Origin of the sequence: Flectobacillus major DSM 103 (genome assembly GCF_000427405.1) — a bacterium.
In the GTDB taxonomy this organism is placed as follows: domain Bacteria; phylum Bacteroidota; class Bacteroidia; order Cytophagales; family Spirosomataceae; genus Flectobacillus; species Flectobacillus major.
This window is the reverse complement of sequence record NZ_KE386491.1, coordinates 4,997,610-5,013,492: the sequence shown is the minus strand read 5'-3', so window position 1 is coordinate 5,013,492 and position 15,883 is coordinate 4,997,610. Positions and strand designations below refer to the sequence as shown.

At 38.4% G+C, this 15,883-nt stretch carries 14 protein-coding genes; 6 read left to right on the top strand and 8 right to left on the bottom strand.

All coding sequences use genetic code 11. The annotated features are described in order from the left end of the window. Positions 1-19 precede the first annotated feature (19 nt). Entirely contained in the window at positions 20-1,264 is a 1,245-nt protein-coding gene (gene lysA, locus FLEMA_RS74790) for a diaminopimelate decarboxylase (RefSeq protein ID WP_044173830.1), read from the bottom strand. Positions 1,265-1,389: 125 nt separating this feature from the next. Between lysA and FLEMA_RS0158685 the strand changes: the two genes are divergently transcribed. The 4 genes from FLEMA_RS0158685 (at position 1,390) to FLEMA_RS0158660 (ending at position 4,608) form a co-directional block, all read left to right on the top strand. Continuing rightward, positions 1,390-2,709, top strand: coding sequence for an alkaline phosphatase D family protein (locus FLEMA_RS0158685; RefSeq protein ID WP_026997410.1), 1,320 nt, complete (start codon positions 1,390-1,392; stop codon positions 2,707-2,709). 244 nt (positions 2,710-2,953) lie between these two features. Next, positions 2,954-3,382, top strand: coding sequence for an OsmC family protein (locus FLEMA_RS0158675; protein ID WP_026997409.1), 429 nt, complete (start codon positions 2,954-2,956; stop codon positions 3,380-3,382). Between the two features lie 89 nt (positions 3,383-3,471). After that, positions 3,472-3,675, top strand: coding sequence for a hypothetical protein (locus FLEMA_RS74785; RefSeq protein ID WP_044173828.1), 204 nt, complete (start codon positions 3,472-3,474; stop codon positions 3,673-3,675). 138 nt (positions 3,676-3,813) lie between these two features. Then, positions 3,814-4,608 carry a thymidylate synthase gene (locus FLEMA_RS0158660; protein WP_026997408.1) on the top strand — a complete coding sequence of 265 codons (795 nt, stop codon included), beginning with the start codon at positions 3,814-3,816 and terminating at the stop codon, positions 4,606-4,608. A 62-nt stretch (positions 4,609-4,670) separates the two neighbouring features. Here the strand turns inward: FLEMA_RS0158660 and FLEMA_RS74780 are convergent, their stop codons facing one another. The 6 genes from FLEMA_RS74780 to arfB all read right to left on the bottom strand — a co-directional run bounded on the left by FLEMA_RS74780 (position 4,671) and on the right by arfB (position 12,430). Beyond that, complete coding sequence (locus tag FLEMA_RS74780) at positions 4,671-5,636, bottom strand: AAA family ATPase (RefSeq protein ID WP_044173826.1); 966 nt, start codon at positions 5,634-5,636, stop codon at positions 4,671-4,673. Between the two features lie 235 nt (positions 5,637-5,871). Next, positions 5,872-7,221, bottom strand: a complete 1,350-nt coding sequence (locus tag FLEMA_RS74775) for a peptidylprolyl isomerase (RefSeq protein ID WP_044173823.1) — start codon at positions 7,219-7,221, stop codon at positions 5,872-5,874. 233 nt (positions 7,222-7,454) lie between these two features. Next, positions 7,455-9,719 carry a peptidylprolyl isomerase gene (locus tag FLEMA_RS74770; RefSeq protein ID WP_052354311.1) on the bottom strand — a complete coding sequence of 755 codons (2,265 nt, stop codon included), beginning with the start codon at positions 9,717-9,719 and terminating at the stop codon, positions 7,455-7,457. 168 nt (positions 9,720-9,887) lie between these two features. Further along, positions 9,888-10,622 (bottom strand): hypothetical protein, encoded by a 735-nt coding sequence (locus FLEMA_RS74765; RefSeq protein WP_052354310.1) that lies wholly within the window; start codon positions 10,620-10,622, stop codon positions 9,888-9,890. A 183-nt stretch (positions 10,623-10,805) separates the two neighbouring features. Next, complete coding sequence (locus tag FLEMA_RS74760; protein ID WP_044173821.1) at positions 10,806-11,843, bottom strand: agmatine deiminase family protein; 1,038 nt, start codon at positions 11,841-11,843, stop codon at positions 10,806-10,808. A gap of 170 nt (positions 11,844-12,013) precedes the next feature. After that, a complete protein-coding gene (gene arfB / locus FLEMA_RS74755) occupies positions 12,014-12,430 on the bottom strand; it encodes an alternative ribosome rescue aminoacyl-tRNA hydrolase ArfB (RefSeq protein ID WP_044173819.1) in 417 nt (138 codons plus the stop codon). Between the two features lie 253 nt (positions 12,431-12,683). On the opposite strand from arfB, the gene dinB reads away from it, so the two are divergent. Both dinB and FLEMA_RS74750 read left to right on the top strand, forming a co-directional pair. Next, a complete protein-coding gene (gene dinB, locus FLEMA_RS0158465) occupies positions 12,684-13,757 on the top strand; it encodes a DNA polymerase IV (protein WP_026997401.1) in 1,074 nt (357 codons plus the stop codon). 480 nt (positions 13,758-14,237) lie between these two features. Continuing rightward, a complete protein-coding gene (locus tag FLEMA_RS74750; RefSeq protein WP_052354308.1) occupies positions 14,238-14,588 on the top strand; it encodes a LytR/AlgR family response regulator transcription factor in 351 nt (116 codons plus the stop codon). Between the two features lie 14 nt (positions 14,589-14,602). Here the strand turns inward: FLEMA_RS74750 and FLEMA_RS74745 are convergent, their stop codons facing one another. Continuing rightward, positions 14,603-15,778: an endonuclease/exonuclease/phosphatase family protein gene (locus tag FLEMA_RS74745; protein WP_052354306.1), complete on the bottom strand. Its 1,176-nt coding sequence runs from the start codon at positions 15,776-15,778 to the stop codon at positions 14,603-14,605. Between the last annotated feature and the right edge of the window lie 105 nt (positions 15,779-15,883).

Below are 15,883 nucleotides of genomic sequence, written 5' to 3'. Positions count from 1 at the left end.
GGGACTCTCTATTGATTTATTACAAATCTATTTCAATGGTATTTCTCAGAATATCATCGAAGGTTTCTCGCTTGCGAATCAACTTGGCTTCGCCTTCATATACCAGTACTTCGGCAGGCCTAACACGTGAGTTGTATTGCGAAGCCATCGAATAGCAATAAGCACCTGCATTTTTCATCGCAATAATATCGCCTTTGCTTACTTTACTCATTGTGCGTTCGCTCTGCTTTCCTTCCGACGACCAGCTAAAAGTATCTGTTTCGCAAATATACCCTACAACACGGTAGTCTTCTAGCTCCTGCGTGTTTTCATTAGAAGCATTAAAAATATCGTGATAAGCACCATACATCATCGGGCGGCCTAAATGATTTAATCCTGAGTTAACACACACAAAAGTTTTGATAGGGTCTACTTTCACCGCATTGGTTGTAGTCAAAAATGTACCCGCTTCACTTACCAAGAATTTTCCAGGCTCAAACCAGAGTTGCAATGGGCGGCCATATTCAGCCGAAAATTTCAAGAAAGCATCGCTCAATACCTGCCCTACTTCGGCCATATCGGTTACAATATCGCCATCTTTGTAAGCTACTTTAAAACCTCCCCCCAAATCAATAATTTCGAGGTCTTTAAAGTCAAAAGCCATTTCTAAAATAGCACTAGCAGCTTGAGTAAAAGCATCGGCATTTTTTACATCCGACCCAGTGTGCTGATGCAAACCAATGATTTTCATGTCGTATTTCTTGACAATATCCAATATTTGGTCTTTTTGATGAATAGAAATACCAAATTTAGACTCAGGATGAGCCGTCATAATTTTTTCATTTCCTCCACCAAATACGTGCGGCTTAATCCGAATCAAAGCCCCTTTGGTATTACCATATTTTTGACCAAACTGCTCTAAAACATCTAGGTTGTCTAAGTTAATTCTTGCGCCAGCTTCTGCGGCTAGTTCAATTTCATCAAACGATACACCACTTGGCGTAAAGGTAATTTGTGAGCCTTCATAGCCAGCCATCAATGCCAATTGCAATTCTTGAGGCGACACAACGTCTATCTCTACGCCGTGTTTTCGCATGAGCTTCAAGATTGATAAATTGGTATTGGCCTTACAAGCGTATTTTATCTTTATGTTAACTTCTTTGAATGAATCGCGAAGAATGGCTATTTTTTCAATAATTTTGTTGGCATCATATACATATAATGGCGTGCCAAATTGGTTAGCTAGTGCTGTCAGCTTTACTCCTTGGATGTCGTAATAGTGCATTTTGTTTGCGTTGTTTAATTCATTGGTTTTGAATGATTCATCAAAAAGCTATTTGTAGCTTGGCATTGAGTAACCACCAAAACACAAAGATACCCCAATCTTATCACCAACTAAAAACATACCTCATGAAAAAATTCGTTTTACTGATTTTGCTGTTTCAATTATTTGCCCTTTCAATCACTGCCCAAATCAAAAGTGGCCCTATGGTGGGCTATTCTGATATGAAGGAAGTAATGCTATGGGTACAAACCGAAAAGCCTGCAAAAGTAAAGTTTATTTACTGGGACAAAGAAAAACCTGCTATCAAATATGCTACCGACGAGATAGCTACCATAAAAAAAGATGGTTTTGTAGCAAAGCTTGTTTGTGACCAAGTAACAATGGGCAAAAAATATGATTATGAAGTATGGGTTAATGGCAAAAAAGTAGCACGTGATTACCCTCTATCATTTCAGAGCCAAGAGCTTTGGCAATACCGCAAAGACCCTGCTGCTTTTAAATTTGCGGTGGGAAGTTGTAATTATATCAACGAAACCGAAACTGACCGCCCTGGCCGTGCGTATGGCGGATTTCCTGAAATTTTTACCTCTATCTATCAAAAAAAACCCGATTTTATGATTTGGGGTGGCGATAACTTCTATTATCGCGAACCCGACTGGAATACTCGTACAGGAATGATTCATCGCAATACACATTCGAGAAGTATTCCCGAAATGCAGCCTTTGTTGGGTAGTGTTCATCATTATGCTATTTGGGACGACCATGATTATGGCCCAAATGATTCTGACCGCTCTTTCTGGAATAAAGATATGGCATTGGAAATGTTCAAACTCTTTTGGGCAAACCCTAACTATATATTCCAAAACGAAGCTACAACAGGTACTTTTCAGTGGAATGATGTTCAGTTTTTTATGCTCGACGACCGCTGGTTTAGAGCTCCCAACGAAAATTTTACTGGCGACCGCGATTATTATGGCAAAAAACAACTCACTTGGTTAATTGATGCTTTGGTTGATAGCAAAGCAACTTTCAAGATTATTGTTACGGGTGGGCAAGTAATTAATCCAGCTAGGGTATTTGAAAATATGGCCGTTTATGAGGCTGAACGAGCAGATTTATTAAAGAAAATCGGTGATGCTAACATACCAGGGGTATTGTTTATTTCGGGCGACCGCCATCATACTTGTTTGCAAAAACTAGAGCGTTCGGGAGCAAATTACCCGCTCTATGACCTTACGGTGTCGCCACTAACTTCGGGGCCATCAAAACCTGTCAAAGAAGAAAATAATTCGCCAATTGTTGATGGTACTTTATTTACAGAACGTAACTTTGCCATCTGTGACGTTTCGGGGCCACTCAAAGACCGTGTATTAAAAATCACGATTTTCGATACAAAAGGTACACAAGTTTGGAGCAAAGATATTAAGGCTAGCGAGCTAAAATAACTATTCTAAGCACATCATACACGAGAAAGTATTGATTACTCAACTTTTAGGCATGATTATTTGTTGGTTATTTATCGAACCGTCGAAACTTCATCACTTTGCTATTAGACAAAGTTCCGAGCAAATTGTATTTTTTAAGAAGTTTTAGCATACTGTTGGGTAAGTAGTATAAAAGTTTGCTACTTTTCTATTTCAAATTACTTGGCTAAATATGTATTAGCCATAACAATAACCAATAAAAACCATGCAAGTAGAATTAGTTAGAGTTGACGATGCTTTTCATTTTGAGGCATCGGGTATGTCGGGAGTGCCTGTGCATATAGACGCAGCCGAAAATATTGGAGGTCATAATGCTGGCTCACGCCCAATGGAATTATTGTTGATGGGCTTAGGAGGTTGTACAGCAATTGATGTAATATTGATTTTGAAAAAACAACGCCAGCGTATCGACGACCTTAAAATATCGGTTTCGGGCGAGCGAGAAAAAATTGAAGGTACAGAAATGACACCTTTCCGCAAAATCAATGTCCATTTTGCATTTAAGGGTAATATTACCGAAGCCAAGGCTGAAAAAGCTATTGAATTATCAATGGAAAAATACTGCTCAGCTACGGCACAACTAAGTCCATCGGCCGAAATTACGCATACTTACGCTATCGAATTTGCTGAATAATTTCAGAAATAATGTTTGGTTTTCTATGCTTTAATTATCAAATTGCCTTATGTTCATTTATTTCAAATAATCGTGTTTACTGACAAATCATGAAGAAGTTCATTTTAGGTTTATCGTTATTGGCCTTGGCAACTACCGTGTCGTTGGCTCATGGAAAAGACAAAGGCTCATGTTGTAAAGACAAAGAGAAAACAGCAAAATGTGAAAGCAAAAGCAAAGGTAAATGCTGCAGCGATACTGAAAAAACAGCAAAAACTGATAAAAAGGCAGTCAAAAAAGTAACCAAGGCTTAATGCTCTATTAATCAATATTTTCAAAACCCTTGTTTGCCTTCATTGTCGAGCAAGGGTTTTTTATGTAACTTTGTGCTTTTGAAATCATCAAATTCTAGCCCCATCAATCAAAGGCCAAGTGTTTAAACTTACTTTCTCATGCAACAATATCACGATTTACTGAATCATATTCTCAAAAATGGTACTACTAAAACCGACCGTACAGGTACAGGAACTGTAAGTATTTTTGGTCATCAAATGCGTTTCAACTTACAAGAAGGGTTTCCGCTAGTAACAACCAAAAAAGTCCATTTAAAGTCTATTATTCATGAATTACTTTGGTTTATCAATGGCGATACCAATATTCAATATTTGCATGAACATGGTGTGAAAATTTGGGATGAATGGGCCGACGAAAATGGCGATTTGGGGCCTGTGTATGGCAAACAATGGCGAAGCTGGACAACCCCAACAGGCGAAGTTATCGACCAATTGAAAGAGGTAATTACAACACTCAAAAAAAGTCCAGACTCAAGAAGAATTATTATTAGTGCTTGGAATGTAGGAGAACTCTCGCAAATGGCCTTGATGCCTTGCCATGCTCTTTTCCAATTTTATGTAGCCGACAACAAGCTTTCATGCCAGCTTTATCAACGCAGCGCCGATGTTTTTTTGGGTGTTCCGTTCAACATTGCATCGTATGCCTTGCTAACAATGATGATTGCTCAGGTATGCGATTTAGCATTAGGTGATTTTATTTGGACAGGTGGCGATACCCATATCTATTCAAACCATATCGAACAGGTAAATACGCAACTCTCAAGAGAAATTCGTCCTTTGCCAACCATGAAAATCAATCCAGCGGTAAAAGATATTTTTAGTTTTAAATACGAAGATTTTGAACTAGAAAACTATCATCCACACCCAGCCATTAAAGCTCCTGTTGCAGTATAATAGGCACAAAAATAGCCCTCTAACATACATTGTATATATTAGAGGGCTTATATTTTTTGCTTTTAGATAAGCTTTTTCACAATATCTTCTACCGATACGCCTTCAGCTTCTGCTTTGAAATTACGGACAATACGGTGTCTTAAAATTGGCAAAGCCACAGCTTGTACATCTTCAATATCTGGCGAAAACTTGCCATTAAGCAAAGCGTTACATTTGGCTGCCAAAATTAGGTTTTGAGAAGCCCTTGGGCCTGCCCCCCACTCCAAATACTTATTGGTAAGGGTATCGCTCAGCTCAGAGTTTGGACGAGTTTTATGCACCAATTTTACCGCATATTCTACTACATTATCGGCTACTGGCACTTTTCTTACCAATTGCTGAAATGCAACAATCTGTTCGCCCGAAACCTGCTTTTGTACCTTATATTTAATATCGTTGGTTGTACTTTTCACAATATCAACTTCTGCTCGATACGAAGGGTAGTCCAGATTGACCATAAACATAAAACGGTCGAGTTGAGCTTCTGGCAATGGATATGTACCTTCCTGTTCAATAGGGTTTTGAGTAGCCAATACAAAGAACGGACGATTCAACGGATATTTTTTTCCCGAAACGGTTACAGCGTATTCTTGCATAGCCTCTAACAAAGCTGATTGCGTTTTGGGAGGTGTACGGTTGATTTCATCGGCCAAAATAATATTGGCAAAAATTGGTCCTTTCACAAACTTGAAATTCCGCTCGTTATCGAGGGTTTCTGAACCCAAAATATCTGAAGGCATCAAATCGGGAGTAAATTGGATTCTGTTAAAATCCAAATCCAACGCCTCGGCAATGGTATGAATTAGGAGTGTTTTGGCCAAACCCGGAACTCCTACTAACAGACAATGCCCTTGACAGAAAATAGCGGTAAGTAATAATCGAACGGTGTCTTCTTGACCAATAATAACTTTTCCAATTTCTGAAGTAAGTTTTTGATAAGATTCTTTTAGAGCGTTAACCGCTTCCACATCTGACTGATATTGAGCCATTCTACTTATGTTAACTGTTTGAAAATAGATTTTTTACTAATAGCGTGCTTCGTAAAGTTAATCAAATAACCTGCCAAATAATAACCTGTATAGGAGGTTTCTATGAAAACTTTAGTCTAAACTACACAAAATGCTTTTATTATTAACGAAAAACGGTCGATAAAATACCGACCGTCTTATATTATTTTTTATGATTTAGCCCGCAGAGGCTATATTTGTTACAATAAGCTTCTTGTTACTGCCCTCCACCTTTTAGGATTTTACAATCTTTATATTCGTCAGAAACATAAATAAATACATCCTCTTTGGCTTTTGAGAACCATTCTTCGATGGCATTATTTCTTTTTCTGCTCAATGCAATCATGGCTAATTTCTGAAAATCATCTTCCATATTGGCAAAGTGTGGTGGGTATTTGGCTTTATAAAACAACAATCTTACGGCTGTTCGGCCATCTTCTGTACGATAAGGAATAGGCTTTGAAAGTGTTCCTACAGTCATTGAATCAAGTGTAAAATACAAACCTGACTCCATTGTACCATCCAAAGGCATTTTTAAGGCACGAGTATTAGGGTCTAGCAGCATACCACCTGCATCTTGGGTAGCTTTATCTTCCGAATGTAATTTAGCTGCTTTCTCAAATTTCAATGAATCACGCTGCACCAATACTCTGATACTATCTAAGAAATGGGTTGGTTCGGTAAGGTCGAGGCGTTGGTAATCTGGACGCAACAAGATATGGCGTGCGTGATATTCTTGCCCTCTTACTTCCAACAATTGAATTAAGTGAAACCCAAATTCCGATTCTACAACATCCGAGATCTGATTAGGTTTCAATTTCAATGCAGCTGCCTCAAAGGGTGCTACCATTTGTCCACGTTTGGCAAAGCCTAGGTCGCCACCACGCTTTCCAGAGCCCAAATCTTCTGAATGGATTTTAGCTAATTCGGCAAAATCTTCTCCATTTTCTACTCTTTTCTTAAAATCTAACAAGCGTTTTAATAGCTCATCTTTCTGAGCTCGGGTTACTTTGGCCAGCCTCACAATATGTCCAACGGCTACTTCCGAAGGTAAATAAGGCAATGAATCTTTAGGAATTGATTCAAAGAATTTTCTTACCTCTTTAGGCGTAATTTTTACGTCACCTGTAATTTTGTCTTGCATTTTACGGGTTGTCAATTGCTCTTTAATAGCCGAACGAAGTTCGTCCTTCAATGAAGCAATTGTTTTGCCATAGGCTTCAACAATATTTTTGGTAGAGCCAAACTGCTGTTCCATTTGCTCCATACGAGCACTCAGTTCAGATTCTACTCTTTTATCTTCTACTAAAACAGAGTCAATCTCAGCTTTGGCAAGCATTACTTTTCCAATAATAAGACTTTCTAATAATTGACAGCGAGTAGGCGTATTGGCCTGGCCGCTCTGTAAATACTGCTGATACTGAGCCTCTAACTCAGATTTAAGAATATAATGGTTATCTACTTTGGCAATGATTTTGTCAATCACCAATGGGTTTTGAGCCTTCAAACTCTGAACACCTACTGTAAACAACATCATTATTGATAACAAATAAAGTTTTTTCTTCATCTTCAATTATTGTTTCTTATTAATCTTATCTCGTTGTCAAGCCACCAGCCAAAACGCTCATTGAGACGTTCCCTAATTTTCTAATGGTATTTAATAACTAACAAATTTAACGGTTTTTATGGTCTAAACCTTTTAACTGTACCGTTAAAAAGTGTTAATAGCCCTATATTCAACAAAAAAGTGTAGCGAAATAACTCAATCATTTCGCTACACTCTTTAATAATACCTAGAAGTTATTCAAAAATTCGCTTTATTTCATTTTCGTTGATAGACACTGGGTACTTCGCTTTCAACTGCCCAAGCCAATTATCTAACAATGTTTTTTGATAATCTCTAATTACCTGTCCTCTTGCTTCTTTGAAAGTTTTGGCTCTTGGCTCTTCTACTTTTTCAACGTTCATCCACACATGACGATTTTTGACCTCAAAGCTTTGCTCGCCTACTGTCCAAGCGGCCAGATCAACGATTTCGTTTTCTCCTTTTTTGAAGAACTTTTCTTCGGCTGTTAGGCTATTGGCTTTGAGAGCATTAAATCTTTTTACAACATCCTCCATCGATGTAGAATAGAACTTGATAGTAGCCCTCATGTTTTTACTACGGTCGGTTTTAGAAACGGGCTTATATTTGCCTTCGTCTTTTTCTATTACTCTGGTTGCCGAAACGCCCTTGTTGATAAGGCTATTCACTATATTTCTAGCCCGCTCGGCCGACACACTTTCCTGCTCGTCGGGGTCAGAATTCCCTGCAATTTCTACAGTATAGTCTCTATTTTTAATCATGATAAGAGCCAATTCGTAAAGAATTTTTTGGGCATCGGCCGAAAACTCGGCTTTATCTTTTTCAAAATAGATTTCAGGGAAGCGTCTATTCATAGGATATGGTCCCTTTTGTAGTACACTTTTGGCTTGCTCAAGGGTTTCTCGGCGGTCGGCGGTAATTACCTTGGCCAATAGGCGGTTGGTATATTGATAATTGGGGGCATTTTGCTGAAAATATCGTACCTGAGCAATCGAGTCTAGTGAAGGTGCTAAAACATAACGGTCTATCATATTTTTCTGCAAAATTCCCTCACGATATTCTTGTAATACTGCTTTAAATTCTGGGTGTTTTACTTCTACGTTTGCTTCTTCGTACTCTAAGTTTTTTTGTTCTACAAAAGTATTGTACCAATCGCCAACAGACTTATCGTTGAGTCCACCTACTTTTATCAACTGGCGTTGTTGCTGTACCACAAAATCATAGAAATCTTTAATTGTAAATGGCTGAGAATTGATGGTGAAAATAGCTTTTGAAAGATAGCCTTCATTTCCCAATCGGTCTTTATAAAACTTATCAAAAGCTTCTTGTTTTACCGAAATATATTCTAAGTAGTTATTTTCTCTAATTAATCGTTTGACCAAATTACTTTTGGCAATCGCTCCACGAGAAGGGTCTGAGCTGATTTTCTGACGAATAAACGGTGCTAATTCTTCAAACTTCAATAAGCCTTTTTTCTCAACTAATCTGAATATATGCCAGCCCAATGATGTTTGGATAGGCGTAGTATAATCGCCTTTTTCTTTTAATGAAAAAACCAAGTCTGTAATTTTTTCGTCGATAAGCGTTCCAGCTTCATACCAGCGAGACAACACTCCTCCACGAGATTTGGTACTTACGTCGTCGGAATAGGTGCGGCAAACGCCATCAAAAGGTTCACCTTTTTTGAGAAACGCATAAGCTTCGTCTATTTTTTTCTTGGCAGCAATCTTTTCGGTATCCGACATATTGGCACTTTGCGAAACCAAGATATGAGCTAATTTGACCTTTCCTCGGAAAGAACGTTTATCAAGCACCTTGATAAGATGATAGCCCCTATCGGTACGGATAGGCAACGACACTTCGCCTTTTGGGGTATTATAGGCAGCCGACTCGAAGGTATAATTATTATCTAAAACAGCCAAATAGCCTAGATCCCCCCCTTTTACTGCCGACTTTGTATCTTTTGAATAATCTTTGGCAATTTGCTCAAAGGATTCGCCTCGGGTAATACGTACTCGTAAGCTACGGATTTCATCGTAAACTGCCATTGTATCGGCTGGCGATGCGTTTTTGGCAATAGGCAAAAAAATCTGAGCTATACGTACTTCTTCCTTCATACGGTCGTAAGCCTCTTGAACAAGCTTGTCTAGGACATTTTTGTCGGTCAGATAAGGCGATGTCAGTTCTTTTCTATAGGTATTGAGTTCTTCTACAAAAGCTTTGGTAGTATCTAGCCCCAAGCGTTCGGCTGCATATACAGCCAGCTTATAGTCTATAAAGTCCTGCAAAAAGGTTTTGTAATTTTCTTTCTTTATGCTGTCGCTCTGTACGAATTTCTTATAGGTTTGTTCTAGCTCATAAGAGCTAATTTTTTTAGTTCCTATTGTTATGGCTTGGGCATCGTTTTGGGCATTTCCCGTATGGGCGATAATGGATAACGAAGCAATTAGTGCGGTATATATGCTAAATATTTTATTCATTCCTCAATTTGTACTAAGCTAGAAAGAAATGATTCTAGCTTATTAGATTTAACTTTTAACCGTCATAGTTTATTGTATTGGAAAAACAAAAATAATAATAAAATCCAGATTACAGTCATGTCCTTACAATGAATACCTTTGAACATGATTGGTTAAAAGTATCGACAATCAATTTTTCAATGGGAGAATTTTCACCTTTAAATCGTAGTTTAACTCATAGTGAAAGGTGTTTTTTAGGTGTTCGCCCTTAAATACCAGCGGTACAGCAAAGAGGGTTTTACCTGCTTTTACTTCATCGAAGGTAATTTGAAAAGTATTTTGTCCTAATAAATCATCTTTGTCGAAATGTTCGGCAGCTTTTAACCCTAAACCTGCGGCTTGCAAACTCCCAAATACAATAGCAATAGGCGTTTGGTATTCGGCTATACTCACCAGTACGGCTGGGATTTTGGCTATTCCTCCTAAGTCATTGATTTTCTTGACCATGGCTTGTGCTTTTTGATAGTCCTCTATTTCGGTAAGCACTACCGAAGCCAAAACCTTTCCATTTTCGGGCAAGGTAAGCTCTATTGGCTTGAACTTATCAGCCAAAATAATTTGTCCTTGCTTCACACTTTCTACCCCCCAAGAGCCATTGACTACCTGAACAATCTGTTGATTGGAATCAACAGCCGTAAGGGTATAATTTAGTACCAACTCATCTGCAAATGTCCAATCTTCCTCCAAGTCTATCGCTTTCAATTGCTTGATTTGCATTTGGGTTTTGTGTTCGTATTTCACAACTTCTGCTACAGGGGTAGCCACTACGCTTCCCTGATTCTGGACAAGGGGCTTTGTAGATTTACAGGCATTTAAGCCCAACAATAATCCCAATGAGGCAATAAATAACAAATGTTTATTCATGGAATTGAATGATTGATGAATACTGGAACAACTTGATTGGTGGCTCAACAATAGGGCGGCTATAATATGGGTGTTGTATTACGAGTACGGGGTTGTAATATTCAACAATGATGCTCCAATACACAGCTTCTATTTGTTAGCTATTCACTACTAAGCCACCATTCATGCTTGATTTGAAATATATTAAATGGCTGGTTCTTGCTGGGTTAAACAGTGGAAACTGCCCTGCCCCCAAATAATTTTATCGGAAGGAAGCCCAATCACTGGACGGTCGGTAAATACCTGCGACAGAATATCGAGTGCAACATCATCATTTTTACAGTTGAATGTTGGCACAAGTACGCCTGCATTACAAATCAAGAAATTAGCATACGAAGCTGGCGTGCGGAAATCGTCCAAGACAATTGGGGTTGGCATTGGTATTTCTACAATGTTGAGCTGTTTACCATTCAATAAACGCATTCCTTTCAAAAGCTGTAGGTTTTCTTCCAAGATTTCATGATTATCGTCGGCCTTGTTGGGTTCTACCATAGTGACAACGGTGTCCTGATTCACAAAACGAACCGTATCGTCGATATGGCCGTCGGTGTCATCGCCCACAATACCATCGTTTACCCAGAGTACCTGCTCTGCACCATAATAATCGTATAAATATTGTTCTATTTGGTCTTGGTTAAGATGTGGGTTGCGGTTTTCGTTCAACAAGCATTCACGGCTGGTCAAAATCGTACCTGCACCATTAAATTCTACCGAGCCACCCTCCATAATTATACCCGGTGTAGAATAAGACAAACCACGGTATTCAGCAATTTTTGCAGGTAAATTATTGTCAGAATCGTATGGAGGGTATTTTCCGCCCCATGCGTTATACCCCCAATTCACAATCATTCGCTCTTTGGTTTGGGGATTGATAAGAAAAGCTGGGCCGTGGTCACGACACCAAGCATCGTTAGTAGAATTTACTAAAATTTCTATTTGATTGGGGTCTATTTCGTATTTGGGTAATTCACCCAAAATAAAAGCCTTTAAAGTTTCATCATTAACATTTAGCCCAACTTTTTCACCTTTCGAAATAGCTTTTATTAAGCCAAAATACTGCGGGTACATCTGTTGGCGTTTATTGCCTTGCCAAGATGCCTCATTATGTGGAAACGTTAGCCAAGTAGCTACGTGCGGATGCCATTCAGGCGGAAAAACAAATCCTTGTTGCTTCGGGGTCATATTACTAATTTTTAGGCTGCAAAGTTACAAAAACATAGCTTGCAATTACCTATTTATTGTAAAGGCTATATAATTTTATCATTTACAAGCAGCAATTGCTACAGCCTAATACAGACACCCCCGATATAACTCACTGTATTTGAGTTATTTTAAAAAATATCCCAACAAACTTAATACTGAACTTTACCTCGCATAGCTTTGCGTTCGGCATTGATTTTTTTACCTTTTAGTCGGGCGGCAATCATGGCTGCTGTGGGCTTTGTGGGCTTGCGTTTTTTAGGAATAAAAAGAGCCTTTTGTAGTACCTCCTTAAATTTTTTGATAACATTTTCTTTATTGCGAAGCTGACTTCTGTCTTCTTGCGATACCAAAACTAATTCGCCTTCAGTATTGATTTGATTTTTTAGTTTTTCTAAAATAAGGGCTTTCTGGGTATTGTCCAGCAACTGAGAGGTTTGTACGTTAAAACGTAATTCTACTTTCGACGAAACCTTATTGACATTTTGCCCCCCTGCCCCTCCACTTCTTGAGGCTTGAAATGACCATTCGGGCGAAAAATCTTGTTGTATTACTTCTTGTGGTGTCATAAATGTGTGGGTTATTTTTACAAAAGTATTAAAGTTATGAACCATTTTTAGGAAAAATTAGTAGCGTATCATAAAGTAGTATCTGGGAGTTGCCCAATTATATTTAAACAATAGCCCATAGAAAAGTTTAAAATGATTTTCAAGATGAGTTGACAATACTTTCAGTTATCAACAAACCCTTGATTGAAGAACTATTTTGTACCCTGGCGGAGTTCTTCGTAATTAGGACTTAACCAAGACTCTCTTAACGAATATGACTTCGCTTAGAAAAATCATTCATATTGACATGGACGCTTTTTTTGCTTCGGTAGAGCAAAGGGATAATCCTTCGCTGCGAGGCAAACCTGTGGCTGTGGGTGGTTCTGGCAACCGTGGCGTAGTTGCGGCTGCAAGTTATGAAGCTCGCAAATTTGGGGTAAGGTCGGCGATGTCGTCAAAGATTGCCGCACAAAAATGTCCTAATCTTATTTTTGTACCACCAAGATTTGAAAGTTATAGAGCTGTATCGCTTCAAATTAGAGATATATTTGCCAGCTATACTTCATTAATAGAACCTTTGTCGCTTGATGAAGCCTACCTGGATGTCACCAATAATTTGCTGGGTATTGCTTCGGCCACCGAAATAGCCCAACAAATCAAAGCAAAAATCAAAAACACTACCCAATTGACAGCCTCGGCAGGGGTTTCATACAACAAGTTTTTAGCCAAAATTGCTTCAGACTACAATAAGCCCGATGGACTTTTTGTCATAAAACCTAGCCAAGGCGAGGCTTTTGTTGAGCAACTAGAAATACATCGGTTTCATGGTATTGGTAAAGTGACAGCCGAAAAAATGCACAAAATGGGGATTTTTACAGGTAAAGACCTTAAAGAATATGATGAAGCTTTTTTGAAAAAGCACTTTGGCAAAATAGGAAGCTACTATTACTATATTGCTAGGGGTATCGACGACCGCCCCGTCAACCCCGACCGTACTCGTAAGTCGGTAGGTTCTGAAAATACCTTTCATCAAGACCTAACAGCACGAGCCGAACTACAAATTGGCTTAGAGCCTCTGATTCAAGATGTATGGCGATATTGTGAAAAACACCAAATTTATAGCAGAACGGTATCGCTCAAAGTAAAATTCAATGATTTTCAAATAATCACACGAAGCAAAACAACCCTTTCACCAATTATAGATAGCCATTTGCTAGAAAGGCTATCTTTTGAACTCCTCGAACAGCTTTTACCTGTTGCTAAAGGCATACGGCTACTAGGAATTTCACTATCAAACCTTGAAAGTACTCAAGACTGGGAAGGCAAACAATTAACATTGGAGTTTTGAGAAGAGTACGAAGAAAAGCACGATTCGTTTACCACAATGACTCATTCATGCCTCACTAACTTACTTATACAAGCCCCATTGAGCATCTATATGCCCCAATGAATAGACCTTTTCGAGCCAAAGCTAAGATGATAAATTTGTAAATATTGGAGATTGTGGGTATATCACTTACGGGCGGTTTTGGATGATTCGCAAGAAAGACTGGCATTATTAGAAACTTCAGACAAGTTTGTTCTGTAATTGATTTAACACACCTATATAATCATTTCACATACCAAAATGTAGCTTTCACACATTTTGTCGAGAATCATATATTCTTTAGGCGTAATTTAGTGTAACCTCTAGCATGATTTTATGGTCTAAAAAATCATATTAGAGCACACAAATATCACAAAAATAGCCCCCTATTAAATAGTATTTTACCAAGAACTATTTACAATATACCAACTGTCCATATACACACACATAACCTGAAAAAATATGAACTTTGAAAACTTCTGTAATGTATCGCAAGGAAAACTCGACTTTAAATTCCAAAAAATAGAGATTGCTATCGAGGATATTGTTATGCTACAAGCCGACAGTAACTATACACATCTGTACCTTAGCAATGGTGAGCGATTTATTTTTTCGAGAACCATCAAACTATTTGAGGATATTCTCAAAGGTCATACCTTTGAAAGAATCCATAAAGCTTTTATTATCAACTGCTCTCATTTGCAAGGCTACGATGCCGACACCGAATCGCTCTATTTAAGTAACAACCTCCGAGCCAGTATTTCCAGAAGAAGAAAGTATTTATTAAAACGTAAACTAAGATTTATTAACTAGCCTCCCTCTAAAACCTACAAACGACCCGCAAGTAATTCTCCTGATTTGATTTTCACGGGTTTATTTAATTGATAATGAGCCATGAGTGGAAAGTGGTCAGAAAATGATACTGACGAGACAGTCTTACACGACTGAACTTTCCATTCGTTACTATAGAATTGCTGGTCGATACGCACACAGTAGGGCTGTCGATTAAGCGTAAATCCCATACCTTCGCCCGACTCCTCAAAAGCATTTCTGAACGAAAGACTCATTTTGCCATAAGCATAGCCAAAGGGCGTTTCGTTAAAATCGCCACAAATAATAACAGGGTATCTACTACCTGTTACAAACTCCTGTACTTCTTCTATTTGTCTGTTTCTTTCTTCAAAACCATGTTTCAAACGGCTAAATGTATCACTCATTTCGTGAAAAAAGGTCTTGATTTCACCTTGTTTCAACGCATCAAAAGCCTGATTAATACGGATACCCATCGACCACAAATGGGCGTTTACAACACGAACAGTATCGTTGTTATACACAATATCAGCTACAATAAACCCATTGATATTGGGGCCGCCCTCTCTATCCCAGATTCTACCATATTGTTTATGAATCGGGTATTTTGACAAAAGCCCTAAGCCAACGGGTTCGTCGAGGTCGGTAGCTAGTAAAACAGCCTTTTCGGTATAATTTTGCTCTATATTATGATTGGGCGAATACTCTTGAAAACAAGCAATATCGGCCTGTAGGTCGCTCCATTGCCCAAAGTCGCTTGGAAAATCTGAGAATTTGGCACTATTAAAACTTAATACCTTCAAGGTATTTCCTTCTATTTCGGGGCTGGTATTGCCTGCTCCCATCATCCTTTTGGCCAAAGGGATAGTCATCAAGCACCAAACCAAGCCAATTGTAGCCAACAAACGTTGTTTTTTGATATACAAATAAAGGGTAGAAATAGCCCCTAACACAATAGCAACAGGCAAAGTCATCATCATAAAGCCTGCCAACCAATGCTGAAATATAGGCCAATAACAAAATGACATACTTATAAACAAATAACCAATTCCTAAAAAGGCCATAGGAAACTGACGAAAGGATTTCCAAGATTGAGCAAGAATATCTTCTAACGACTCAAACCAATCGCTCGTGCTAATTACCAAATAGGTAATATATAAACTTCGTGGCAGGGTATTATTATAAGTTTTCATGTGTGTTATAAGTTTTAAATTAGTGTTAGTAAAGCGGCTTAAAATAAAGAACGATGAAGGTTTCCCTGCACCGTTCTCATAATGATTGTACTCAATAAATGCTTG